General features: G+C 62.8%; 22 protein-coding genes and 3 pseudogenes. 12 read left to right on the top strand and 13 right to left on the bottom strand.

The annotated features are described in order from the left end of the window. Positions 1–29 precede the first annotated feature (29 nt). Positions 30–461 (top strand): PAS domain-containing protein, encoded by a 432-nt coding sequence (locus F6X39_RS03445; RefSeq protein ID WP_187615568.1) that lies wholly within the window; start codon positions 30–32, stop codon positions 459–461. Between the two features lie 424 nt (positions 462–885). Here the strand turns inward: F6X39_RS03445 and F6X39_RS03450 are convergent. From F6X39_RS03450 to F6X39_RS03470, 5 genes and pseudogenes are all read right to left on the bottom strand, one after another. After that, positions 886–1176, bottom strand: a pseudogene (locus F6X39_RS03450) (serine protein kinase RIO); the annotation flags it as partial. A gap of 188 nt (positions 1177–1364) precedes the next feature. Next, complete coding sequence (rpsU, locus tag F6X39_RS03455; protein WP_090812766.1) at positions 1365–1577, bottom strand: 30S ribosomal protein S21; 213 nt, start codon at positions 1575–1577, stop codon at positions 1365–1367. A 346-nt stretch (positions 1578–1923) separates the two neighbouring features. Further along, entirely contained in the window at positions 1924–2094 is a 171-nt protein-coding gene (locus tag F6X39_RS03460) for a hypothetical protein (RefSeq protein ID WP_187615569.1), read from the bottom strand. A 135-nt stretch (positions 2095–2229) separates the two neighbouring features. After that, positions 2230–2451: a DUF6723 family protein gene (locus tag F6X39_RS37300; RefSeq protein ID WP_187615710.1), complete on the bottom strand. Its 222-nt coding sequence runs from the start codon at positions 2449–2451 to the stop codon at positions 2230–2232. An 81-nt stretch (positions 2452–2532) separates the two neighbouring features. Then, positions 2533–2784, bottom strand: a pseudogene (locus F6X39_RS03470) (hypothetical protein); the annotation flags it as partial. A 692-nt stretch (positions 2785–3476) separates the two neighbouring features. Between F6X39_RS03470 and F6X39_RS03475 the strand changes: the two are divergent. Further along, positions 3477–3665, top strand: coding sequence for a hypothetical protein (locus F6X39_RS03475; RefSeq protein WP_102636823.1), 189 nt, complete (start codon positions 3477–3479; stop codon positions 3663–3665). Between the two features lie 567 nt (positions 3666–4232). Here the strand turns inward: F6X39_RS03475 and F6X39_RS03480 are convergent. After that, positions 4233–5096, bottom strand: coding sequence for a class I SAM-dependent methyltransferase (locus F6X39_RS03480; RefSeq protein ID WP_187615570.1), 864 nt, complete (start codon positions 5094–5096; stop codon positions 4233–4235). Between the two features lie 89 nt (positions 5097–5185). Then, the gene (locus tag F6X39_RS03485) at positions 5186–6079 is read right to left on the bottom strand and encodes an NAD(P)/FAD-dependent oxidoreductase (protein ID WP_018421952.1); all 894 of its coding nucleotides are present in this window, start codon (positions 6077–6079) and stop codon (positions 5186–5188) included. 285 nt (positions 6080–6364) lie between these two features. Between F6X39_RS03485 and F6X39_RS03490 the strand changes: the two genes are divergently transcribed. The 3 genes and pseudogenes from F6X39_RS03490 (at position 6365) to F6X39_RS03500 (ending at position 9072) form a co-directional block, all read left to right on the top strand. After that, positions 6365–6997 (top strand): TetR/AcrR family transcriptional regulator, encoded by a 633-nt coding sequence (locus F6X39_RS03490; RefSeq protein ID WP_018421953.1) that lies wholly within the window; start codon positions 6365–6367, stop codon positions 6995–6997. Further along, a pseudogene (locus F6X39_RS03495) lies at positions 6985–7106 on the top strand (IS5/IS1182 family transposase); the annotation flags it as partial. The gene F6X39_RS03490 and the pseudogene F6X39_RS03495, both read left to right, overlap by 13 nt. Before the next feature lie 1273 nt (positions 7107–8379). Then, a complete protein-coding gene (locus F6X39_RS03500; RefSeq protein ID WP_262413235.1) occupies positions 8380–9072 on the top strand; it encodes a transposase in 693 nt (230 codons plus the stop codon). Positions 9073–9143: 71 nt separating this feature from the next. Here the strand turns inward: F6X39_RS03500 and F6X39_RS03505 are convergent, their stop codons facing one another. The 4 genes from F6X39_RS03505 to F6X39_RS03520 form a co-directional block, all read right to left on the bottom strand. After that, positions 9144–10367: a polysaccharide pyruvyl transferase family protein gene (locus tag F6X39_RS03505; protein ID WP_187615572.1), complete on the bottom strand. Its 1224-nt coding sequence runs from the start codon at positions 10365–10367 to the stop codon at positions 9144–9146. Continuing rightward, entirely contained in the window at positions 10342–11367 is a 1026-nt protein-coding gene (locus tag F6X39_RS03510) for a lysylphosphatidylglycerol synthase domain-containing protein (protein WP_187615573.1), read from the bottom strand. The genes F6X39_RS03505 and F6X39_RS03510 overlap by 26 nt, the downstream gene beginning before the upstream one ends. Before the next feature lie 335 nt (positions 11368–11702). Beyond that, positions 11703–11900: a hypothetical protein gene (locus F6X39_RS03515; protein WP_187615574.1), complete on the bottom strand. Its 198-nt coding sequence runs from the start codon at positions 11898–11900 to the stop codon at positions 11703–11705. Positions 11901–12008: 108 nt separating this feature from the next. Next, positions 12009–12533, bottom strand: a complete 525-nt coding sequence (locus F6X39_RS03520) for a phasin family protein (protein WP_187615575.1) — start codon at positions 12531–12533, stop codon at positions 12009–12011. Between the two features lie 423 nt (positions 12534–12956). Here F6X39_RS03520 and F6X39_RS03525 point away from each other — a divergent pair, with 423 nt between their 5' ends. After that, positions 12957–13727 carry a DUF3047 domain-containing protein gene (locus F6X39_RS03525; RefSeq protein WP_187615576.1) on the top strand — a complete coding sequence of 257 codons (771 nt, stop codon included), beginning with the start codon at positions 12957–12959 and terminating at the stop codon, positions 13725–13727. Between the two features lie 139 nt (positions 13728–13866). Here F6X39_RS03525 and F6X39_RS36500 read toward each other — a convergent pair whose 3' ends face one another. Beyond that, positions 13867–14403, bottom strand: a complete 537-nt coding sequence (locus tag F6X39_RS36500) for a hypothetical protein (RefSeq protein ID WP_262413237.1) — start codon at positions 14401–14403, stop codon at positions 13867–13869. Positions 14404–14587: 184 nt separating this feature from the next. Here F6X39_RS36500 and F6X39_RS03540 point away from each other — a divergent pair, with 184 nt between their 5' ends. Together F6X39_RS03540 and F6X39_RS03545 are read left to right on the top strand one after the other, a co-directional pair. After that, positions 14588–14899, top strand: a complete 312-nt coding sequence (locus F6X39_RS03540) for a hypothetical protein (RefSeq protein WP_187615577.1) — start codon at positions 14588–14590, stop codon at positions 14897–14899. 687 nt (positions 14900–15586) lie between these two features. Continuing rightward, complete coding sequence (locus F6X39_RS03545) at positions 15587–17305, top strand: alpha/beta hydrolase (protein ID WP_262413238.1); 1719 nt, start codon at positions 15587–15589, stop codon at positions 17303–17305. Positions 17306–17377: 72 nt separating this feature from the next. Here the strand turns inward: F6X39_RS03545 and F6X39_RS03550 are convergent, their stop codons facing one another. Next, the gene (locus tag F6X39_RS03550) at positions 17378–18106 is read right to left on the bottom strand and encodes a FadR/GntR family transcriptional regulator (RefSeq protein ID WP_187615578.1); all 729 of its coding nucleotides are present in this window, start codon (positions 18104–18106) and stop codon (positions 17378–17380) included. Between the two features lie 414 nt (positions 18107–18520). Between F6X39_RS03550 and F6X39_RS03555 the strand changes: the two genes are divergently transcribed. Genes F6X39_RS03555 through F6X39_RS03570 form a run of 4 tightly spaced genes read left to right on the top strand, consistent with a single transcriptional unit; the run spans position 18521 to position 23194 of the window. Then, a complete protein-coding gene (locus F6X39_RS03555) occupies positions 18521–19648 on the top strand; it encodes a sugar ABC transporter substrate-binding protein (RefSeq protein ID WP_187615579.1) in 1128 nt (375 codons plus the stop codon). Between the two features lie 35 nt (positions 19649–19683). After that, complete coding sequence (locus F6X39_RS03560; protein ID WP_187615580.1) at positions 19684–21234, top strand: sugar ABC transporter ATP-binding protein; 1551 nt, start codon at positions 19684–19686, stop codon at positions 21232–21234. Continuing rightward, positions 21231–22211 (top strand): ABC transporter permease, encoded by a 981-nt coding sequence (locus tag F6X39_RS03565; protein WP_187615581.1) that lies wholly within the window; start codon positions 21231–21233, stop codon positions 22209–22211. The genes F6X39_RS03560 and F6X39_RS03565 overlap by 4 nt, the downstream gene beginning before the upstream one ends. Beyond that, positions 22208–23194, top strand: a complete 987-nt coding sequence (locus F6X39_RS03570; protein ID WP_184068473.1) for an ABC transporter permease — start codon at positions 22208–22210, stop codon at positions 23192–23194. Before F6X39_RS03565 ends, F6X39_RS03570 begins: the two co-directional genes overlap by 4 nt. Positions 23195–23211 lie beyond the last annotated feature (17 nt).

Genomic DNA, 23211 nt, shown 5'->3' on the forward strand with positions numbered 1-23211 from the left:
AATCCACGTTTTTTCTTTGGAGGGGCGCCGTGCAAACTGCCATCGACTTTCAGCAACTTGCCAACGCAATCGGCGACGCGATCATCATCTCCGATGCCGGCGGCGGCATCACGTTCTGGAACCCCGCGGCCGAACGCATGTTTGGCTTTACGCAAAGCGAGGCGCTCGGCAAGTCGCTGGACCTGATCATTCCAGAACGCTTGCGCGGCCGCCATTGGGACGGCTATCACAAGACCATGGCCACGGGCGAAACCCGTTACGGCAGTGATGTGTTGCGTGTCCCCTCCGTGCATAAAGACGGACGGTCAATGTCGATCGCATTTACAGTTGCATTGCTGCATTCGCCGCAAAATGAACTCAACGGCATCGTCGCCGTGATCCGCGACGAAACCGCCCGTTTCCAACAGGATCGCTTGCTACGCCAGCGTCTTGCGGAGTTAGAAGCATCCGCGGGCGTGTGAGCGGTTGGTTGAAGGCGCGGTCCACGTTCTGAGTCTGCCGCCAGGGCGGCGGAGTTGGGCAATGCCCTGGATTTTTGCGGATCGTCGACGATCTTGGGGATGTCGTCGAATACCGGTAGTGGCCGGACCCGGAAGTTCATCGGGCGCTGGTGAACTCTGCGGCTCCCGTTGACGGGCGAGTTTCCGTAGTCGACCCCTATGCTCAGGTCGCAACTATGCGCAGATGGTCATCGCGAGCGGCTCGTCAACAACGCTAAGTAGGCCAAACTCGGTGTTGATTTGTTGCACTTCGAAGTGTCGTCGGTTTTGGTGAGTCCGATTGTCGACGATTTGGGCATCGGTGTCGAACGACCGTTTGTGGCCGAGCGGCGACATCCTCGAAGACCTTCACATTCGGACGAACTTCGGGGGACATTGAGCACGGTTACCGGCCTGCGCTCAGTTCCTGCTGTCGCCGCACTCGCGCGTCCTCCTCAAAACGTGTCTCTTCGAGTTCCTGCAGCACGCCATCGAGGTCCACACGTCGCGTGTCGACCTCGATGCGGCCGGTCAGTTCGGCATCGACATGCAGCCGGCCTGCTTCGAAGAGCGTCCAGATCTCCGTGCCATAATTTGCGGTGAGTATTTGCGGGGCAAATCGCCCGAAGTACGCGGCCAGGTTGTCGACGTCACGCTTGAGCATCGAGGCGGCTTCATTGTTGCCGGCTGCGTCGACGAGCCCGGCGGACAGCACCCGACCCGAAGCTGTCTATCGATCGCAGAAGATCAAGTGGCCGGTATGCGAAGGCGGATTCAACCGGCCACTGGGCCCAGATCAGAGCCGGTTCCCCATGCGGAGGTTACGCGGGACACCTGGCTGGGCACTAGACGGCCGCTTCAGCATAGCTGCCCGGCAGTTCCCGGTCAGTACCGCTTTTTCGGCGGCAACGACCGTTTGATCTGCTTGCGCAGGCGTGCCGCTGCAGCAGCTTTTTTGCGCTTGCGTTCTGCGGTAGGTTTTTCGTAGGCTGTCCGGGCACGAAGCTCCGGAATCAAGCCGGTGCGCTCGATCGCGCGACGGAAACGGCGTATTGCAACTTCCACGGGCTCGTCGGGTTTCAGAATTACGGTAGTCAATTTTTTCCTTGGTTAAGCGCTCGCCGGGTAACTGCTGCCGCGGCAGGCGCACTATGAAGACATCTCTTGTTCGTCCGATCTCACCTCGATCGTGCCACCGTGTGCCGCGGCTATTTAGCAGCGCTCGTGGCACTGCAAGATCACTGACGCTTCGAAGCCTCCTTCTTCAGCTTCTTCGCGTCCTTCTTTTCCTTCGGCGTTCTCGTGGCGACTTTCTTTTCCGTCTTCTTGGCGTCATGGGCTTTGCTCACGATGGCCTCCTTTTATGTTGAATTTGACAGTGTACGACGCAACGCCCCTTTCGGCAGGCATGGGTTGACTCAAAAATACGCCGAGGCGCTCGCAATTAGCATCGCGTGCCTGCCGCATGGTTGCCCGGCCGCCGGTCGACATAAAGCGGGACTGAAATCAACGTGGAAGCACCGAGGTTCGCCGGATCGACGTGCGGTTCGATTTCGATGCGGTTAGGGTAATGGCCGCTCGGCTCGTCAATGAGGACGTGCTGGCTCGTCACCATCGTATCCTGCGAAACGTATGCAATCGGATAGCCGTTAGCAGCAGTGAGAATCCATGAAATTTTCCTGCCCGTTTGGCCTTATCTCGATGCAACCCGAAAAGCGTAATCGGCGGCTCTCGACGGTGGTCCCTCAGATCACTCTGGAACCGCAATATCGCCCTTCACGAGTTGCCAGCCGTACACCTCGGCAAAATTCTTCGCGCTCTGTGGATCGTCGAATAGAGGCATGTCCGGGCAACCGCAAAACGGATAGATGACCCGCTTGTCGTCAAGGCGGGTCACCTTCAAGGTCGGAACGGCGCCATTTATCGTCCGGCGGGACGAGGCGACGACCTCATAGTTCTTCTCGCCTAGCATAGATGCTGCATTCACGTTTCCTCGCGCATTGGACCGTATCGCCGTTCGCTCATAGATCACGCTAGACTGCCCGTCAACCTCGCCATCAATCAGGCGCTCCGCATAGTCGTTGGATGCCCTGCGCGCCTCGCCCGCATCGCCAAACGGCGCACGATGTGGGATCCGAAATACGCGGCTGGCCGTCAGTGTGTCGTCGGTGCCTCGGCGGCATATCCTGACGGCAGCGTCAAAGCCGGCATCATAGTCGAATGACCCAACGGCCTCCCGGGGAATGTGGGAATAGACGAGGGGATACATCTCCAACCCTCTGTAAGTTCTGACGTACTCGCTCATGATGTAGTCCAAAGGCGTGAGCCATGACGAGAGGTAGCCGGGGACCGCCCAGCGTGTGGCAAATGGGCGATTGCCGCAAACGAAATGGCGACGCAGCGCGCCGCAGAGCTCGGGATGGAGCAACTATCGCAGCGGCGCAGCTAGCGGAATCGGCGTCCGGAGAGGGAATATCGCTTCCTCTGGAACGAGGAGAGAGCTGACCAGCAGTAGACGGGAATCAAGTGCCGCCCGTGGAACGCGAACTCCGAGGGACGACGGGCATGAGAGAAGCCTAGAACCGACGCAAGCAGTATACCACCCGGCTCTGTAGTGGGCCGCCCCCTTTTTATCGAGCGTCAGACCAAGCGCCGGTGATCCGTGGTTTCGGATTAGCATCGTAGTCCGGCGGCCATGCCGCTTGGGACCGCGGCCGATGGTGATCGTACGAAATCAAGTTCGACGACTAACCGATGTTAGCCCCGCATCGCGAACGTCTGCTGCCAGAAGCGCTCGCGACATTGGAATGCTGAATCGTCCGGAACTGGATCTGCGAAATTTGACTGCCGGGTTGCGTACTGAATCGCGGAATGACGCTCGGACAATCGAGGCGGAAGTGCCTTCGGGAAGGCGTTACGGGAAAGACTCAGCGAACCGCCCGCAACCCTTCCCGCCTGCCAGACTGGAAGCTACCCATGCAAACCATGGAGGGTGACATGATGTCCGTCTACGTGGTGAAGACCGGTGAGCAGTTCCTCTGCACCGCCGAGGACGGCGACATCGGCATGGCATCGGCGATCGAAAATGCCACGTCCTTTCTGTCGTATGAGGAAGCGGAAAAAGCGGCAAACGAGCACGCCGACCCCGGATACGAAATCGTAGCCGTCTGCGTTATCAGACACTGACGCGGAGTCCGCTGGGGCGCTCAGCGAGGGAGGCCACTACCAATTTCTCTGGCGCCGCGCGATATGGTGCTCCGGTCGACAGCATCCGAAATCATCTGCGAATGGGCCTGCCTTGCGCATCTAGATTCGCACGACGGTCAACGCGCGTTGATCGCCTTCATCACGGGCTCATGGCCGCCGACCGACGAACCGTCTTCCACGAACGTTCTAAGAAGCGCGGCAAGCCCTCCATAACTTGCGGTACGGAGTGGGGCGCATGGAGACCCGTCACCCTGGCTATTCACCCAGCACCCTACCGCGGTTTCCGTGGCGTGATGAATACCGCCACTGGGCGGCCGCCACGGTCTCGCGCGCCTCTTGAGCACGGCGCCGCTTTGTCTCAGTCCGGCCACAAACTGCCGGTCACATGCGCCGCCGGAAGGCCGCTCAGGCGTCGGCTCTGCTTCGCAACCGGCCATCTGATTGTCGCAAGGCGAGCGCTCGTTCAGCGGCCAGAAGGGACATCAATCTGGCCGGCCAAGGACGCCCTGTTCCACCGAGCGGAGGCATCTCCCCTGTTAATCCCTGTCAGCTTGCCGGATTTCGTGCCATGACGACCCATGCCGCGCCGTTGATCATCACCGACCCCTCGCCGGGGAGGCTCGCGAAGGCGGCACGAACTGCGGCGGAGGCACGGGCGCGGATGTCGTCGGGCTGACCAGCGAGCGCACGCGACAGCGGGCCGACCTCAAGCGTCATCCTCACTGCGTCGTCGATCGCCGCGTCCCGCGTTTCGCCCTCGCCGAATGGGACGGCCGCGTCGAAGGGCGAGATAACGATTTCGGTGAAACCGGCCGCCGTCAGGATGCGCGCCACGTGCTCCCGGTCGCCGAACGAAAACGGGCCGGGCGCTTCGGGATCGGGGAGCGCGCTCGGCGGGACGATGTCCTTGAGCGCGCCCACCGGCAGTCGCATCCAATCGTTCTCGGCCGCACCGCGCCAGCAGACGAAAGCGACCCGGCCGCCCGGCCGGAGCGCGCGTCGCATATGGGCGAACGCCGCTGTCGGATCGGGGAAAAACATCACGCCGAAACGCGAGAACAGAATGTCGAACGCGCCTTCGGGCAGCTCTGCGCTGCTGGCGTCGGCCACCTGAAACAGGGCCCGCGTATCGTGGCGCGCAAGCGCGCGCGCTCGATCGATCAGCCGTTCGGATATGTCCACGCCCAGCACTTGGCCCCCCGCGCCGACGCGAGCGGCCAGAGCCAGACTTGACGCACCCGCGCCGCAGCCGATGTCCAGCACGCGCTCACCCGTCGCGGGCGCGGCGGCTTCGATCGCGGCCTGGCCGAACACCGCCACCAGAGCGTCGAGCCGGGCCTGGTTGGCGACCCAGCTCTCCCCGCTTTGACCATTCCAGTCACCCACCTGATCAGCACTTTGCTTTGCCATGTCATCTCCTTGACTCGACGATCCGCCTTTCGCCGCGTCGATTTACGCCAACCTTTTCGAAGGCGACGACGCAACAAGGATCTGTGCTCTCAAACCACCATCGACTGCTGGGCGAAGATACCCGCCATCGCGCCCTGCGATGAAGCCTGGGTGACCGAGGGCAAGAAGGGCGTGGCGAGGTCGCCAGCGGCGTAGATGCCGGGCATGCTGGTTTGGCGGCGCTCGTCGACTTTGAGGACGATGCCGGTGGGCGTATCGACCGTGGCGAGGCCCAGTGATTCATGCAGGCGTGCGGACGGCTTGTTGCGCGGATGGGCGAACAGGACGTCGACCGCGACATTGCGGCGGGTATCGAGATTGACGGTGTTGATATGGCCCTTGTGATGGGCGATCTCGACGATCCGGCCATCGACGACAGGTATGTTGCGACGCGCCAGATCGACTTGGATATCGGGCGCAATGTCATGACCATCGGCGAAGACAGTCAGCTTGTCCGTCCAATCGCGGAACAGCCTGGCAGACTGGTGCGACTGCGGGCTGGACCAGACGAGGCCCCAATGCTGGCCGGCGACTTCAAAGCCGTCGCAATAGGGGCAGGGCACGATGGACGTGCCCCAGCTTTCGGCAAAGCCCGGAACATCAGGCATCTGGTCGGCGACGCCATAGCTCAGGATCAGGCGGTGCGCCCTCAGGCTTTCGTTATCGTCAGTGACGACGCAGAAATCGTCGATGGCGCCAGACACGCTCTCGGCCCGGGCATTGACCAGCCTGATCGTTGGATAGCGCGTCAACTGCTGCCGCGCCTCGACCAGGATGTCCAGCGGTGGCTTGTGATCGTGGCCGAGCAAGCCATGCGAGTGGCCTGCAAAGCGGTTGCGCGGCCGGCCGGTATCGAGAACCGTGACCTTGCGGCGGGCACGGCCGAGCTGCAGGGCGGCGGCGAGGCCGGCAAAGCTGCCGCCGATGATGATGACGTCATCCATGGTGATGGGCTCCGTGTTGTGATTGGAGGGGTGGGCTGGGCGTGGTGTGCAATATCGTCCAGCGATACGCGCTTGAGACGGTCAGCGAGTAGGGCTTCGGCATTGGCGAGAAAGTTGCTGATGGCTGTATTGATCGGCCCCACAATCCCGCATTCGATATCGCCAGGCGCCCCGGGGAAACCTGATTTGGGCAACTGGTTGAAACCTATCCTTGGCTTGCACATTTAAGATACTGCGTGGTATCGTAGTGCAAGAATTTGGATACTGTCAAGTACTGGAATTGTTGTGACCGAAAACAGCCAGAGCCGGCGCGGCCGGCCCGCCAACGAGGCGCTTCGCCAAACGATCGTCGACGCCGCCTGCGAACTCTTTGTGGAATTGGGTTTTCAAGCGACGACCATGGACAAGGTCGCGCAGCGGGCGAAGATATCCAAGCTCAGCATCTATCGGCACTTCGAGAACAAGGAGGCGCTGTTCAGCGCGGCCATGGTGGCCCACTGCCATCAATTTGCACCCCAGGCCCTTTCTGAAAGCGTCGACGGTTCAGCCGAAGATCAGCTCATGGCGGTGGGATCATCCCTGCTTCGCACGCTGTTGAGCCCGGACGTCCGCAGTGTCGAAGCCATGGTTTTGGCCGACAAGACGAATCAAAAGTCGTTAAGCAAGCTCCATTACGAAGCCGGGCCCGCCCATGTCATCGCCCAAATCGAGGCCGTGTTGCGTCAGTTGCACGCGAAAGCGATTCTGAACGTACCCGATGCTCTCCGATCCGCCCGCTTGTTTGCCGCGCTTTTCAAAGGATCCGATCTTCTGCTTGTCGCACGCTTCGATGAGGCGAGAGCAGAGGATGACAACGAAATCGAATCCTATTGCCGGTCGGCCGTCGCCATGTTCATCGCCGCGCACGGTGGCATCTAAAGGTGCGCTATCGCGGCTTGATGAAGAACCCGCAGAGTTGCACACGCTGTTCGCTCTAAGCAATCTGTGGATGACGCGCGAACGACTGATGCGCGCGGCCGCTGCATGAGCGCAAAAGCCGCCCGCGCGGGCAGGCAATCGGCGCCTTCCTTATGCCGAACGTAGCGCTGCATTCGAGCCAGGTGCCGCACCGCTTCCACCGCATCGGCCCTATGTGGATGGCTCAGTGCGGCAAAACGAGTTCTGAACACCATCCCTAACCTTGCGGGCGCTTCCTTTCGATCTGGTGAACGACAAGCTGATTGCTTATAGAGAAATCAAACTTAAGTTCGAGAGCAATTCGAGGGTCGAGCAAGACGTCATCCTTGCACGGCGTAAGCCGCCTCACCAACTCACGGGTCTAAGCGTCCGCAGAGGCCGATGACTTGTCCCCCAGGCGACGGCACGGAATGACCGTTCCACTCCGATACCTACCCTTAGAACAGAGACTGCTCGACCGGCTGCAACGGGTCGGGAGGACTCGTTCGCCGTTCCCGGGAGCCGACGTTCAACGACATCTCATCGCGAATGACAGCAAAGCGGTGCACTGCAGCCGCACGGCGGATGAACGGCCAACGTCGGCTATGGCCGAACTGCTGTCTCTGAGGCGCCGTCATGAACGATCGGACCATCTTGTTATCTGCGCTTGAACTCCCAACTGCGCGACCGGCGGCAATGCGGTCTAGAAGACCCATTCAGCGATAGCGATAACGTGTTCAACCGAAGGCAGCCAGCCACCCCAGTGTGTCTACGGTGAGTTCGAGATGCGGCGCGACATACGGCAAGCCATGATCGGCAGTCTGAGCGACGCGCGGACCCGCATCGGGAGTCGCTCTCGTGGAAACCACAGAGATTCATCCTGTCGACAGATATCGGCGCATTGGGTCGGGGCACGACGCCCTTCAGGGCTTGCATTAAGCCATCCGGTGCGGACGGCGGAACGACACGCAGCCATGGCCCCAGCGTATTGCGGGCGCACTGCTGGCAAACGTCCACGCTCATATGGGCGCTGTCGCCGAAAATCGAGCCAAAGCCGCCACGCCAGTCGAGCGACACGTTTTGTACCACTCCCACTGGTCGTCATCGGCGTCATGCGCCGGCCGCAGCGGTCGCTTGTGCAGGCCGCGACCTACCGCACTGTCCTGCCCCGGTATTTGCGCATGACCTACCCCTTTCCCCAGTCCGAGTTTTCCCAGTCCGGCGGCACGAGACCAAGCTGCTTCGCAGTGTCGACCGGCAGGCGCAACAGCACCGTGCCCGGGCCGCGCTCCATGTTCCCGAGCAGACAGACTCGAGTCGATAACCGCAATATGCTCCAGGGAGCGCCATTGTCGCAATCTCCGATGCCCGATCAACCGCAGCACGTTATCTTGCAGGGACTCGCGGGGCCCGCTTTCATGGACGAAGGAGACTACCTGTACTTCCTCGCCTGCGTGGCAGACGCAGCGCGCGTCGCCGATCTGGCGGTCCATGCGTGGGTGCTCATGCCTGATGCGGTACAGTTCCTCGTCACGCCTTCGTACGAGTCGAGCGTCGCCATGGCAATGCAGGCGGTTGGCCGTCGCTATGCCGAGACCTTCAACCGCCGCCATGGACGCCGCGGTGCGGTATGGCGTGGCGAGTACCGGGCGACAGTGATTGAGCCCGACCGGTATTTCCTGCTCGCGAGCCAGATCATCGATCAGGCGCCGGTGCGCAATGGCCTGGCGGCCGAGCCGGGAAACTACCCGTGGTCGAGCTGCGCGCACCACATCGGGCTGCGTGTCGATAGGTTCATCAAGGACCATCCACTGTACCGGGCGCTCGGCAATACGCCGTTCGAGCGCCACCAGGCTTATCGCGATCTGGGCGCACAGCCTGTTGACGAACGCGAGATCAATAACCTGATGCAGTCGACGCTCAACGGCTGGGTGCTCGGCAGCCCCGCGTATTGCGAGTGGGCGGCGCAGACAGCCAATCGGCGCTTGATGCCACTGCTGCTGCGCGACCGGCCGTCCACGGTTCGCACCACACGCTCGCTCGTACACGTGGGCTGAGCAAAGAACGATCGAGCTTCGCGAGATTACACGACCGCGCCGACACTGCTCGTCGCGCGAGGCCCTGCATTTCACGCACAACACATTGCCGCTCGCGTCTGCGCGAATCCCTCGCGATAGCGAGCGGTGAGGTGTGTGGCCGTGCGTCGCAGCAACGTCCGGTCGATCGTCAGGGCATGGAGCATTGCTTGCGAAAGTGCCTCGATCCCGACGCTGCCCGGCACGCACGCTGGCTCCCACGTCGCGGCAAACGCGGACTGTTTGGTCGTGTCGTTCGCGCGCGCCGGATGGAAGAAGTTCACCCGCGGCAAGCCGCACGCCAGCGCGACGATCCGTCCGTGCAGGCTGCTTCCCGCGTAGGCCGTGGCGTCTGCGATCAGTGCGCAGATGTCCCATATCTCCAGCGAACGGAAGAGTTGGGTACGTGAGACCTTCATCCGTGCCGCAACCCGCTCGTAGCAGGCCATATCGTCATGCCAGGGCGCCGCACCCGCTCGAAAGAAAACAATACCAAGCCCGCTCTCGTTCGACACGCGATCGAGCTCGCGCGCAAGCAAACCGAGCGTTCCGTCGTCGCCGAAATCCGCACTGAACTGCACGGCGACATACCCCTCGGGAAACGCCCTTTGCAAATCCGCCACGCCGCTTCGTTCCTTGCACGCGCGAATGTTCGCGCCGAACAGCTCCGTCACCATCACCGCCGGATCCGGCACGAGCCGCGCGAGAATGCCTGCTGCGGCGAGCCCGTTCTGGGTGTGGATGTCACGCACGCTGACGTCGTCGGCTTGCGCGAGCTTCGACAGCACTTCTGCCCGCATCCCGGGATCAAGTCGCTCCACATCGACGCCGCCGGCCGCTTGATAAGTGACGCTCGACGCACAGGGAAACATCTCGCGAGACGTCATGTAGGGGGCAAGCGCATCGAGACGCGTCAGCGCACGTGCCCACGCGCGTCGCTCGTCGTTGTGCGTTTCCAGTCGCGCGATGACCTTCTGTGCCTGGTCCCACGGCAGCAGCATCACCGCCGCCTCCCAGTCGCCACAAGTCAGGATCTCGCCGCCTGCGTGCACGATATGCACACGGTCCTTGCCGCGTTCGGCGGCCAGTTGCGCGAGCGCCTGAACAGCGTGGCCGCCGTGGACGCGCAGGTCGCGCTCCGCGAGCCCGGCGAAGATCACGTCGTCGCACGCAAGCAGTCTTGCGACGACGTGAGGGAACAACAGGTCGCCCAGGTTGTGGCGATCGAAGGCGCCGAACACCACGACCGCATCATGTTTTCCTGTGTCTCGCATCATGATTCGCGCCCCGACCTCCCTCGGTACGAAGTCGCCGCTTGTCGCGCCACTCCTCCACCTGCCAGGCGATCAGTCCAGGCAGAAAGACGATGATGTCACGAATACGGCGCGCACCCGCGAGCGCGAGGCAAAGCTGCGGATGGAAACCAAGCACCGTGCCGATCAGCAGAAATCCACCTTCCTGAACGCCGAGTGCGCCAGGCACAAAGAACGCGACGCTACTGAGCGCCTGGATGAGCGACTCGAGTACGACTGCCTGCAGGAAACCTGCTTTTGCCGACAGTAAATAGAGCGCGAGCCATAGCTCGAGCGCCGTCGCGATGCATTGGAGTGATTGCCAGATGAGCAGGTAGCGGATGATGACGCCGGGCTGATGCCAGAGCTCACTGATCGATTGATCGATGCGCACCGACTCGCCGACGAGCGAGCGGAACTTGCCGCTCGTGATGCGATTGAAAAGTTTCGTGAGCCGCGCGAACGGACTCGCTCGCTGCACGAACGAAAACGCCAGCAGCAGAACCGCCAGAATGGCGATGCCGCCTCCGAGCCTGGCTGCGAGGTGCAACGCCCTGGAGCCGGCATGGGCGATCAGATAGCCGATGGCCGCGATGGCGAACAGCATTTCGCTGATGAGCGTGAGCTGGAGGTCGACGACGAGGCTCGCCATGGCTGGGGCAGGCTCCATGCCCCATTTGCGCATCATGCGAAACGTCACGACTTCACCGCCCACTCGGGCAACGGGCAACATGCCGTTCACGGACTCCCGAATCCAGACGAGACGCAGTACCGCGAACAGCTTCGGGCGTATCGCGCCGCGCATCAGCATTTGCCAGTTCCTTGCGTTGGCGAGCATCGGCAGAATGTGGACCATCCCTGCAAGCGCGAGCCCGGCGCCGGCCGCGCGCATCAAACCGAGCACCTTCAGCGCGTCGGCGTGCCAGACGAGCCAGACCGCGATGGCCAGGCCAGCAAGTGCGGCAGCCCGGGCGAGATATCTCATAAGCTGGCGCGAGCGTAGTGTCAGTCGCTTTGAAGCGGCAGCAATAGACTTTTGCGTCCACTTCGGACATCGAGCCGCAGTTGCGACTCTCCCGATAACTTTTCACCGAGAATCTGGCATATCGCACCCTGGGCCCCTATTCGAGCTGTCGCATAACTCGTTCCCCGCGCGGGGAGAATGGTGGTGTGATTAGCGACCGTGACGAAGTCCCCGCTGCGCGCTGCGGTGCTCAGCGACAGTCACTGGCGAAGCTGTTCGTGCACACGATTGCCGAGCGGCGGCGCAGGCGGCCACCCAACGTGTATAGGTCGTCAGATACGTTGTCTGTGCACCGGTCAGCGGACCCGTGCGAACGCTCGCAGCACGGCGTCGCCGCGCGGCGTCACGCGAGGTAACCGGAAGCCCGGCCCAGCTGGCTCATTCTCAATCAACTGCAGTTCGCGGAGCGCGCCAAGCTCTGCCCGATCCGAATCAATTCGTTCAGGCGCATCCTGCAACAGCAGCAACGTGGCCACTTCGTGCGGGCTCAACATGTCGCTTACCTCACGGCGGGAACGAAGGAACGGGCGACCAGATCCGGCCACGGCTGCATCGGCAGCACGCGAATACCGGAACCGGCAGGATTGGTGGAAGCTTGTCGCCTATCGGGTTGACGAGCGACGTGTGCGAGGCGGACCTCGTCGTTCCGCCGTGTCAGGCGTCGCCTTTTCGACGCGCTCGAGAAAGGCACGGACCATTTCTCCGACCTGTGCCTCGGCGACGGACACGCGCTCCGGCTGCACTTCCGGCGGCACGGCCGCGCGCATCATCGCTCCGACGCCCGTTGCGCAGGCCGGCAGGCCAGCGGGCCTGGTGTCCTCGTGGAGCTCACGCTCGTCGTCGTGATCGCCGCCGGCGTGGCACGGTCTGATTGTTTCAGACGCGATGTCCATCCAGCCGCGGGTGTATCCGGCGAACTGCAGGGTAAGCCAAGGCATCACATCCGCTTGACGTCTGAGGAACTGTTCAGGCGTCTGGGCGCGCAATACGCTTTCCCAGTGCAGCGCGGCACCCGTGACCGCGGACCTGTATGTATCCACGTTCAGCCGTATCAGCGCGCAATAACCGGCGAGGAACTGGTTGGGCAGTTGCGACACGTCGGTCGGAACGGATAGGGTAAATGGCATCTGTTTTGGGCTGCTCACGGAATATCTCTCAGGTTCTCGCGGACACGGCGATCGCTGCCACTGCGATTCGTGAAGGTCGTTCCCACACCGGGCCGTTGGCCAGGCAGACGGTCTGAAGCCGTCTTAGAGCCGTCATTCTAACTTTCTTAAGTCGGACTACGATTTTTACGAACCAGGGAGTTTCCCCAATATGTGGGAAATTGACGCCTGTGATGAGTGGCGGTGACCACGGTCATTGATAGCACCCCCCCTCGCGCGCCGCACGACGCGACGGGAATACCGCGCGGCGCGTTGCGAGCCTCGTGATGCAAACGCTACGACGCAGCAAACAGAACCTCAACCGTCGGCGTGAAAGCCCCGCTGAAATGTCGCCCGAGGAGCCCATTACAATGGACGCTATCCAAAATACGAATGCGACCTGCCATGCATCTTCCCTCGCGCCGTCGAGCGCAAAAACGAACAGCCCCGTCAGCCTGGATCGCAGCATGCGTCGCACTTCTTTTGTTGTCGCCACCCATCCTTGCCCAGGACGAAAAGCCCGGTATCGCCTTTTCCTCGATCGAGCCCGGCGCTTCGCTGCCCGCGGGCTGGAAGAACATGCCGGTCGTGCGCGGCAAGCCCATCACGCAATACACGCTCGTTCGCGACGACCACACCACTGTGCTGCAGGCGGACGCGAACCGCTCTGCTTCCGCGCTGATGCACGAGGGTGATATCGACCTCGCTCGCACTCCCGTCGTGGCATGGCGCTGGAAAGCGGATAGACCGATCGAAGGCGCCGATAACCGCGTGGCGTCGAAGGAAGACGCGCCAGCGCGGCTGGTGTTCATGTTTGCCGGAGACAAGAGCAAGCTGTCGCTTTTCGACCGGGCGAAGATGGGGCTGGCCAAGCAACTGAGTGGCGAAGATCTGCCCTATGCCACGTTGATGTACGTGTGGTCGACCACCGCCGCGCCGGGTACCGTCATTGCCAACCCTCGCACGAACCGCGTACAGATGATCGTGGTCTCCGGTCTGCCTGGCGATGCGGGTCAGTGGCAAAGCCTGCGCCGCAATATCGTGCAAGACTACGAGCGGGTCTTTCACGAACCGCCAGGACGAATCACAGGCTACGGGCTGCTGACCGATACCGACAATACCGGTGCCACGACACGCGCCTGGTACGGAGACGTCCAGTTCCTTCCCGGGCCTTGATCACCGGGTGCCGTCGAGTCGATCGAGCCCGTCGGCGTGGCGTGGCCGGCTGTGTGTCCCGCGCGCTTTCGTAAGCGAAGATGACGCGCCTTGCCGATCACCGGCTTGCTTTGGGGCGCAGCCATCGACCCTTCATTCCTCAGGCGCTCAGATGCGTTGTCGAATCGAGAAGCGTCGCCGCCGATCGCGTCCGCGAGATTTTTCCGGCCATTCCCGCGAACACCAGCCCAAGTCCGGAGAAGCCTTGTAAGTAGAGGTTGTCGCCGATACGACTAGGATCCAGCGCGCGGTGCATCGTGACGTCGACAAAGCCCCCCATGCACAGTCGATGTTCACGCCGTCGAGGTGCGGAAAAACGCCCGTCATGCGCCTGCGCATGCGGTCGATGACTTGCCGCATCGCTACCGAACCCGTGCGTACCCCATCGTGGTTCCGCCGGCTGCATGCCCTCTTCCACGAACGCGTCGACGGACCACGTATCGACGAACTCGTTTCGCGCCTTGCGGCGTTTGGCGACCTGGAAGTCCCGTTCCGCCACCTGAATCGCCTTGATGTTCAGCCGGTGCGCGAGCGCCGCGTCACGAAGATCGGGGGAATGGCCACGAGCGCAGCCGCGCTGCGGGCCGAGACGATGGTTGCCGCGCGGGAACGCGCGTTGCTCGATGTGCGTCGTCAATACGAAATGCATAACGAGACACCCATGGGCTGCGCGTTTTTCTCGGCCGAACGGCGCGACCAGCGGGGCGAGCGTCTATGTCCTGGTCGCGGACGAGATCGACTATCCCGCCGATCTGGAGGCCGCGCGCGACCGCCGGCAACGCAGACGTACGTGGCAAGCATTCAGTTGTGGGAGAAAAGCGATGTCCATCCAGGAATATGCGCCGTATCGCGGCTGCAATATCGAGGTGAACGTTACGCTATCGAAGACGCATTGGCTCGGTGGCAAATATCGCCGTTATCGCGTGTCATGGACTGTGACGTTGCCCGGCAATCCGGAACAGGAACTGCTGAGTTTTCCGGAACAGTTCGATTTTCTGACCGAGCATGAAGCGTTCAAGTATGGAGAAAATCGGGCGCACACCTTTGTCGATTCGATGTTGTCGACGCCTTCTCAAAGGCGCAGGCTCCGCGACGCGGCCGCTCGGCCCGCAACGCGCCAGGACGTTTTTTAATGGCTCGCGCCGGCGCGCCCTTCGGAGCGGTATGGCGCGTCGCCGCGTTTGCCTATGATCCCTTCGAGCTTCGTGCGGCAGACAGAAGCGACCGGCGATACCGGGTCTTCCTGGAAGTCTTGCGACAATCGCAACACCATCTCGCTATCTGGCCTGTTTGCCCTGCCGGTCAACTGCGTAGCAGTCGGCAATGCTCCAGATATTCGGCTTGGTTTGCGACGGTCAATTCAACCAGCGGGTTTCGAACCGCTTGATCGTGCCACCGGGTAGCGACCAGCGCGACGAGCAAGCAGCGTGCGCGCAAGCTCCGTAAAGCCACTCGCTCGGGCCACGTCGCCACCGACAGGCCGGTTCATCGATGTTTGAACACGATGCGCGCAGAGCGACGATGTTGTTCGGGGGACAGAAAGGTAAATACAATGCGACGCATGGCCGGTTTATCGTTGACGTTTTTTCGACGCAGGAGAAACATCGCACGAGATCGGAGCAGCCTCGTCCATTCCGCTGCCCCGATGTGTCGCGCCGCGCGCGGTAATCAGGAAAACATCGTCGTGGCTGATCATGCGGCGGCATCTTCCATTACTGCCCTCCTGGCGGAGTCTGAATCAAGGCTGGTCGCGTCATCAACTCCTTTGCGGGTGACCCGCGGAAACGAGGTGCGAGTTGTGCCAATCCGAGCGAGCACGCATGCGGGACTCCCATGAGCCGGTAGCCGCCGGGCTTCGAAGCACGTCCTGGACGCCGACGCTCAGCGGCTCGCTGCTCGCGCTCGTGTTCTGGTGGCAGTCACTGACGCCGACACTGATTCCGCGGTCGTGGGGAACGCAAACCGTGGTCGGCGCGTTCTGTCTGGCCATCGGCTATGGGATAGGCACATTGGTCGGCCGCGGCGTGCATCGGCTGCTGGAGCGATGGGGGCGCGTGCCCGGCAGCGAGATCCGACGGCGCAGCTGGATCGTTCTGGCAGCGGCGTGGCTCATTGCACTATTCGTTGGCTCGAAGCTATGGCTCGGCTGGCAGAACGAGCAGCGTAGTTTCATGGGGATGGCGCCGATCGCCTGGTTCGACGCCGTGCTGGTGATCGTCCTATCGCCGTTGAGCGCGGTGTTGCTGGTAGTCATCGGGCGATTGACGGCGCGCGGTGTCGCCGCAGTCAAGCAGGTCATCCAGGGCCACGTGCCCCCGATCGTTTCGGTGCCGGCAACAGCGCTGCTCATCATCGTGATTGGCATGGCGCTCGCTCGCGGAGTGGCCTTTCCCGCCCTCACCACGGTCTCCAACTTCGTCCACGGGCGGGTGAACGAGAACACGACCGAGGGAATCGTGGCCCCCACGTCGCCGGCGGTGTCCGGCAGCAGCACGTCGTTCGTCGCATGGGACACCTTGGGCCGCATGGGGCGCGGCTTCGTGGCGACAGCGACAAACACGCAAGAGCTTGCGAAGTTCCACGGGACTGATGCGAGACTGGTCGATCCGGTGAGGGTCTACGTGGGAGTGCGTTCCGCGGACTCCCTCGAGCAGCGTGCGCAGATTGCGGTCCGCGAGCTCGAGCGCGCGGGCGGGTTCGAGCGGAAAGTGCTGGTCGTGTGGATACCCACCGGCACGGGCTGGATAGTCCCCAAAGCCGCGGCTTCGCTGGAGCAACTGCACCGTGGCGACACGGCGATCGTGGCGATCCAATACTCTTTCCTGCCTAGCCGACTCGCCATTTTCATGGATGCTGGTCTCGCGAACGAGGCGGGTGTCACGCTCTTCAACGCGGTTCGCGCCCGATGGTCGATGCTCCCGCCGAAACGACGGCCAAAGCTCGTTCTGTTCGGCAAGAGTCTCGGCGCCGCGGGGGTGGAAGCGCCTTTCGTCGGGAAAGACGCCTCTGCCTCGGTGGCCAACATGATGGCCCGAACGGATGGCGTGCTGATCGTCGGCGCCAAACAAAGCAACCCGATCCATTCGCAACTCACTCGCGAGCGCGATAGCGGGTCGCCCTTCTGGCAGCCGATCTTCGATGGGGGGCGTTCGGTACGGTTCTTGAACCGCGATCCGCATCAGATGGCATTGGACACCGACTGGCCGGCCCCGCGAATCGTGTACCTTCAGCATCCGGCCGATCCGGCCGTGTTCTGGAATGCCAGTGCGTTCTGGTGGCCGCCCGAATGGCTGGCTCGGCCACGTGGCTTCGACGTGCCTGACGCCATGCATTGGTTTCCCATCGTCTCGGGCGTGCAGGCGGTGGGCGATCTGATTCACCAACTCGGCGTGCCGGCGGGTTTTGGTCACAACTACTCGTCGGAGGACTACGTCAACGGCTGGGCCAGCGTGATGCCTCCCGAGGGCTGGACGCACGCCGATACCGAACGACTGGCCCGGTTCCTCGACCAGATTGCCGGCGATGAATCAGAGCCGTGACCGAGCTGAAGGCGAACGGATTGGGGCGGTGCCGCTGCAGCTCGCTGCGCGCACCGCAGAACATGGTCTAACTTAACGCCAGGCTCGTGTAAACTCGCCGACCACGCGCGCCAGATGCGCCTGCATCGCCGTGCGCGCGTCGGTCGCATCTCGCGCCATGATGGCCGCAAAGATGCGCTGATGGTCGTCCTGTGACGCCGCCCGCAATGCGGGAGTATGAAAGTGCTCCTCGATCTTTTTCCACAACGGGTCGGCACGGGAGTTGTCCCACATCGCTGTCACCACGAGCCGGAGCATTTCGTTTCCCGTCGCCCGCGCAATCGCCAGATGAAAATCACGGTCGGCGGCTTCGTTCGCAGCCTTGTCGTCCATGTTTTCGCGCATCGCGCGCAACGCGGCGAAGAGCCGGTCGAGGTCTGAATCTTTGCGCTCGGTAGCGGCTAAGGCCGCGATCCCGCTTTCGATCACCGCCCGCGCGCGCAGCGTCTCGATCGGGCCCAGTCCGCGCGGCAGTTTAAACATGGCGGAGCGCGCCTGCGGCGCTTCTGCCACATAGATGCCCGAGCCGACACGGACCTCGACCACGCCCTGCACTTCCAGCGCGATGATCGCTTCCCTCACCTGCGTGCGGCTCACGCCAAAACGCTCGGCCAGCGTGCGCTCGGAAGGCAGGCGCTCACGCGGCCCGACGTCGCCGGCGACGATCAGATCGTAGATCTGCTTCGCGAGCCCGACATAGGAACGGTCGGTCGCGTCCTCATCGGCGGCGCGGCCGGTTGGCGTGTGCGAAAGATCGGCCATGCAAGATTCCCGAAAGCTTCGAAGCCGCGCAAGGATTGGCTCGAGTTCGCCAAAATGGTACACCAATTGCCGGCGTCAGCCTGCATCGGCCTGACGCCGCGTTTGCCGCCCATCGAACCGGTACAGCAGCAGTTTCAGACTACTCGAATCCTCCCGCGACGCCGTGGTAAACCACTATCGCGCGCGGATTGGTATGCCAGTACTGTCAGACGTGACTGCGTTCGCCCCGGCCCTTCGTTTTGCTTCGAGGCGGCGCCGTTGAAGAGGTCATCGCGCTGCTTCGGCGAGTCCGAGTCAGCCCCGCTGCAGCACATTCCGCAAGATTCCCTGCTTCACGCACAGAATTCGGCGGCGATCCATAGCCGCCATGTTCGCCGGCAATCGGCAAGTTCAATCCAACAAAAAGGAGACGACATGCTTTCAGGAATCCAGGTGCTTCGAGCGGCGGCGACCGCGGCATTCACGCTGTGTGCAAGCGCGGTTTTCGCGCAGGCATCGTTCGTTTCAGGACCGTCCAGCGATCCAACCTGCATGGTCCCCTGGAAGAGCGACACGAAGTTCATCAAGTATCCGAAGAAGAACGGGCCCTACCGGATCGCACTCGTGAACGGCTATATCGCGAACACCTGGCGTATCCAGATGATCAAGACGGCTAAGGCCTACACGGCGCAGCCGGCCGTCGCCGCCAAGCTCAAGGAATTCAAGGTCGTCTCGACCGGCGAGGACGTGCCGGCGCAAATCTCGGCCGTCAACAACTTCATCGATGCCGGCTATGACGCGGTCATCGTGGACGCGCAGAATCCCGCCTCGTTCGGCCCCGCGATCCGCCGCGCGAAGAAGGCCGGCGTCGTGCTGATCGCGTTCGACAACATCCTCGACAGCGAAGACGCGATCAACGTCAACGTCGACCAGTATGGGCTCGGCGTGCTGTGGGCCAAGTGGCTCGCGAGCCACCTGTCGAACGGAGGCAAGGTGCTCGAGGTTCGCGGGGTGGCGGGCACGTCGGTCGACACGGACCGGCACAATGGTTTCCTGAAAACGTTGGACGACACCGGCAAGAAGTGGAACGTCGTGCAGGTCTACGGCAAGTGGGACGACGGGGTCGCGCAAAAGGCCACCGCCGACGCGATTGCCGTGCAGGGCCATTTCGATGGAATTTCGGCGCAAGGCGGCGACACGGGAGTCGTGCGCGCGATGATCGATGCGAAACATCCGTTCGTGCCTTTCGGCGGCGAGACGGAGAACGGCTTTCGCAAGTTCTGCGCGCAGTATGGGAGCCAGGGCTTGAAGTGTACGTCGGCGGGCACCGGTCCCGCGCAGGTGGCCGTGGCGATCAAGACGGCGCTCGCCGCGCTGGACGGCCAGACGATCCCGGTCTCGATCAAGCTGCCGCTCGACGTCACCGACGATTCGAAGCTGAAGGCGGGCGTCAACTATTTCCCGAACGACTCCGACAACTTTTTCGTCGGCAACTCGTTTCCGACTTGCGGCATCAATTTCTCTGCGCAGGAAATCATGAAGCAGAGCCAGGGCAACCAGTGATCGGATGATGGCCGGGATGTGACGGGAGACGAAGCATGCTGCAGGATGCAGAGCAGCCGTTCTTTCAGATGTCTGGCGTGTCGAAAAGCTACGGCGGCGCCGTCGCGCTGGATCACGCTGAGCTCACGGTGCGCAGGGGCCGCATTCACGCAATCCTCGGCGAGAACGGCGCGGGCAAGTCCACGTTGCTGAAGGTGATGTCCGGCGTCGTACAGCCTGACGAGGGCACGATGCACTTCGATGGCCGGCGGGTCTCGTTCGCCTCGCCGGCCGAGGCGAACGCGGCCGGCATCGTCTGCGTCTATCAGGAGCTGTCGCTGATCCCCGACTTGAGCGTGGCGGACAACATCTTCGCTTCGCACCCGCCGCGACGTTTCGGCATGATCGACCGCCGGGCCCAGCGGCGCCAGGCCGAGGAGGCGCTCGCCCGGGCGGGCGCCGCCGACATCAATCCGCTTGCGAAGGTCCGGGACCTGCCGCTGTCGCGCCAGCAGATGGTCGAGCTCGCGAAGGGGCTGGCACACGCGCCGCGCATTCTGATCCTCGACGAAGCCACCTCGGCGCTGACCGCGGCCGACGTCGCGCGCGTGATCGAGGTGCTCAAGCGCCTGCGCGAAGAGGGGCTCGCGCTGCTGTTCATCTCGCACCGGATGCACGAGGTGAAGGCGCTCGCGGACGAATGCACGGTCTACCGGAACGGTCGTCATGTGATGAGCTTCGAGGCGGGCACGCGCTCCGACAACGAGGTCGTCGAAATGATGATCGGCCGCAAGTACCAGCATGCGTTTCCGGCCAAACCCGCCGGCGACCGCAGTGCCGCTCCGGTTCTCGCCTGCCGGGATCTCGCGTGGAACGACACGCTGCAAGGCATCAGCTTTTCGTTGCAGCCCGGTGAAATTCTCGGACTGGGCGGCCTCGACGGACAAGGCCAGCGCGAACTGCTGCTGGCGCTGTTCGGCGTGTTGCGCGGGTGCGCCGGCAAGATCGAGATCGACGGCAAAGCCGTGTCGATCGGCAGTCCGACGGCCGCGCGTGCCAACGGCATCGGTATGGCGCTGATACCGGAGGACCGCAAGACCGAAGGCTTGATGCTGCCGATGTCGGTACGCGAGAACCTGTCGTTTGCCGCGCTCGATCGCATGTCCACCGCCGGCGTAATCGATCGCGACCGCCAGCAGTCGCTCGTCGACCGGATGATGGAGCTGCTTGCGATCAAGTCGTTCGGCGTCGACGCGCCCGTGAATTCGCTGTCGGGCGGCAACCAGCAGAAGGTAGTCATCGCGAAGTGGCTGATCCGGCAGCCGAGGATCCTGCTGCTCAGCGACCCGACGCGCGGTATCGACGTCGGCACCAAGCAGGAGCTCTATCAGTTGCTCAGGCGCCTCGCCGACGAAGGCGCCGCGATCGTGTTCTATTCGACCGACTACGACGAGCTTATCGGCTGCTGTGACCGCGTGCTCGTGCTGTACGAAGGCAGGATCAAGAAGGAACTCGTCGGCTCGGCGATCACCGAGCAGAACCTGATTGCCAGCGCACTGGACCTGCCCGTCGGACAGATTTCGCCTTCCACGGGAGTCGCGCTATGAGCGGGCTGCGTTACTGGTATGCGGAGAATCGCGGGGCCGTGTTCGCGTTCGGCCTGTTCGTGCTGATGTTCGCGATCTACCTGGTCAACTATCCGTCGGCGTTGTCGGCCAACGTGTTTCAGACGGCAGCGAACAAGGCGGTGCTGCTCGCGCTCGTCTCGATGGGCCAAGCGCTCGTCGTGCTGACGGCCGGCATCGACCTGTCGATCGGCATGACACTGGTGCTGACGAATTGCATCGGCTCGTGGATCGTCACGGGCAACGCGCTGCACAGCGCGCTCGGCATCGCAGGCGTGCTCGCGGCGGGCGCGCTGTGCGGCGCGCTGAATGCCGTGATCATCATTTTCGGCCGGCTGCAGCCGATCGTAACGACGATCGCGACGGGCGCCGTCTACTACGGCCTGGCGCTGCTGCTGCGCCCCGTGCCCGGCGGCTCGATCAACGAGGACCTCGCCGACGCACTGACCGGCAAGGTCGCCGGCGTCCTGCCGGCGAGCTTGCTGATTCTGCTCGCGGCGACGCTGATCGTCTGGATTCCTTTCAAACGCTCGGCGGTCGGGCGCGCGGCGTACGCGACCGGCTCGTCCGAACCCGCGGCTTTTCTGTCCGGCATGCCGATCCGCCGCGCGAAGTTCGCCAGCTATACGCTGGCCGGCCTGCTCACTGCGATCGGCGGCCTATTCCTGACGTTCTTCACCGACACCGGCGAAGCGAGCCTCGGCAGCGCCAACTCGTACACGCTGTTTTCGATCGCCGCGGTGGTGATAGGCGGCGTGTCGCTGCTCGGCGGCAAGGGCAGCGCGATTGGCGCGATCTTCGGCGCATTCGCGTTCCGCTCGATCGGCGACCTGCTGTTCGTGTTCAACGTCGATGCGCTGTGGCAGCCGCTATTCCAGGGTGTGATTCTTCTGCTCGCTGTCGCGATCGGCGCATGCGGGCTATTCAGGGTACGCAACCGTCTGGAGTGGTTTCAATGAGCCACGTTTCAGCGACCAGCCGGACCACGTTCGTGTCGAGGCTCGCGCGCAGAATCGACAAACCGATCGTGATCGCGTTCGCGTGCATCGTCGCGCTGCTGCTCGTCGGCGGGATGTATTCGCGCAACTTCACGTCGCCGGAGTACATCCTGCTGCAACTGAAGGTCGGCGCGTTCCTCGGCATCATCGCGACCGGCCTGATGATGGTGATCCTGCTCGGCCACATCGACCTGTCGCTGCCGTGGACCATCACCGTCGGCGCAATGATGGCGTGCGCGGTAGCGGGGCACGGCGAACTCGGACGGATCCTCGCGATACCGGTCGGGATTGGTTGCGGCGTGCTGATCGGCGTCGTCAACGGCATCCTCGTTGCGCTGCTGCGCATTCCGTCGATGATCGCCACGCTCGCGACCAATGCGGTCGCACAGGGCATCATGATCGTCTATACCGGCGGATCGTCGCCGCAGGATTCCGCGCCACAGGTGATGCGATGGCTTGCGGCGGGCTGGCTCGTACCGGGCGTGCCGAATGCCGTCGCGCTATGGCTCGTGATCGGCGGCGCCACGGTGTTCCTGTTGTCGCGTACGACCTTCGGCCGCACGCTGTACGCGATCGGCAATACCGAACGCGCGGCGTATCTGTCCGGCATCAATACGCGGCTCGTGACCGTGGCCGCATTCGCCGTGTGCAGCGCCTTCGCGGCGTTCGGCGGCGTATTGCTCGCCGGTTATGCGTCGAAGGCAGCGCAGTCGATGGGCGATGCCTACCTGTTGCCGGCGATCGCGGCAGTCGTGCTCGGCGGCACATCGATTCTGGGTGGACGAGGTTCATACCTCGGCACCGTGGCTGGCGCGATCCTCATCACGCTGCTGCAGTCGATCCTTTCAGTTGCGCAGATGCCCGAGGCGGGACGTCAGATCATCTACGGCGCGGTGATAGCGGCAATGTTGCTGCTGTATGGGCGCAGCAAGCGGGAAGCGTAGTTTGAGTCGATCCGCTG

The organism is Paraburkholderia sp. UCT2, from assembly GCF_014397665.1.
Lineage (GTDB): Bacteria > Pseudomonadota > Gammaproteobacteria > Burkholderiales > Burkholderiaceae > Paraburkholderia > Paraburkholderia tuberum.

Excerpts from the sequence above, each read along its gene's own strand:
- F6X39_RS03570 (WP_184068473.1), top strand. The coding sequence starts at position 22,208 with ATGAGCCACGTTTCAGCGACCAGCCGGACCACGTTCGTGTCGAGGCTC.
- F6X39_RS03560 (WP_187615580.1), top strand. The coding sequence starts at position 19,684 with ATGCTGCAGGATGCAGAGCAGCCGTTCTTTCAGATGTCTGGCGTGTCG.
- F6X39_RS37300 (WP_187615710.1), bottom strand. The coding sequence starts at position 2,451 with ATGCTAGGCGAGAAGAACTATGAGGTCGTCGCCTCGTCCCGCCGGACG.
- F6X39_RS03475 (WP_102636823.1), top strand. The coding sequence starts at position 3,477 with ATGATGTCCGTCTACGTGGTGAAGACCGGTGAGCAGTTCCTCTGCACC.
- F6X39_RS03515 (WP_187615574.1), bottom strand. The coding sequence starts at position 11,900 with ATGTTGAGCCCGCACGAAGTGGCCACGTTGCTGCTGTTGCAGGATGCG.
- F6X39_RS03480 (WP_187615570.1), bottom strand. The coding sequence starts at position 5,096 with ATGGCAAAGCAAAGTGCTGATCAGGTGGGTGACTGGAATGGTCAAAGC.
- F6X39_RS03520 (WP_187615575.1), bottom strand. The coding sequence starts at position 12,533 with ATGCCATTTACCCTATCCGTTCCGACCGACGTGTCGCAACTGCCCAAC.
- F6X39_RS03500 (WP_262413235.1), top strand. The coding sequence starts at position 8,380 with ATGCCCGATCAACCGCAGCACGTTATCTTGCAGGGACTCGCGGGGCCC.
- F6X39_RS03510 (WP_187615573.1), bottom strand. The coding sequence starts at position 11,367 with ATGAGATATCTCGCCCGGGCTGCCGCACTTGCTGGCCTGGCCATCGCG.
- F6X39_RS03460 (WP_187615569.1), bottom strand. The coding sequence starts at position 2,094 with ATGGTGACGAGCCAGCACGTCCTCATTGACGAGCCGAGCGGCCATTAC.
- F6X39_RS03540 (WP_187615577.1), top strand. The coding sequence starts at position 14,588 with ATGTCCATCCAGGAATATGCGCCGTATCGCGGCTGCAATATCGAGGTG.
- F6X39_RS03565 (WP_187615581.1), top strand. The coding sequence starts at position 21,231 with ATGAGCGGGCTGCGTTACTGGTATGCGGAGAATCGCGGGGCCGTGTTC.
- F6X39_RS03525 (WP_187615576.1), top strand. The coding sequence starts at position 12,957 with ATGCATCTTCCCTCGCGCCGTCGAGCGCAAAAACGAACAGCCCCGTCA.
- F6X39_RS03545 (WP_262413238.1), top strand. The coding sequence starts at position 15,587 with ATGCGGGACTCCCATGAGCCGGTAGCCGCCGGGCTTCGAAGCACGTCC.
- F6X39_RS03485 (WP_018421952.1), bottom strand. The coding sequence starts at position 6,079 with ATGGATGACGTCATCATCATCGGCGGCAGCTTTGCCGGCCTCGCCGCC.
- F6X39_RS03505 (WP_187615572.1), bottom strand. The coding sequence starts at position 10,367 with ATGATGCGAGACACAGGAAAACATGATGCGGTCGTGGTGTTCGGCGCC.
- F6X39_RS03550 (WP_187615578.1), bottom strand. The coding sequence starts at position 18,106 with ATGGCCGATCTTTCGCACACGCCAACCGGCCGCGCCGCCGATGAGGAC.
- F6X39_RS03555 (WP_187615579.1), top strand. The coding sequence starts at position 18,521 with ATGCTTTCAGGAATCCAGGTGCTTCGAGCGGCGGCGACCGCGGCATTC.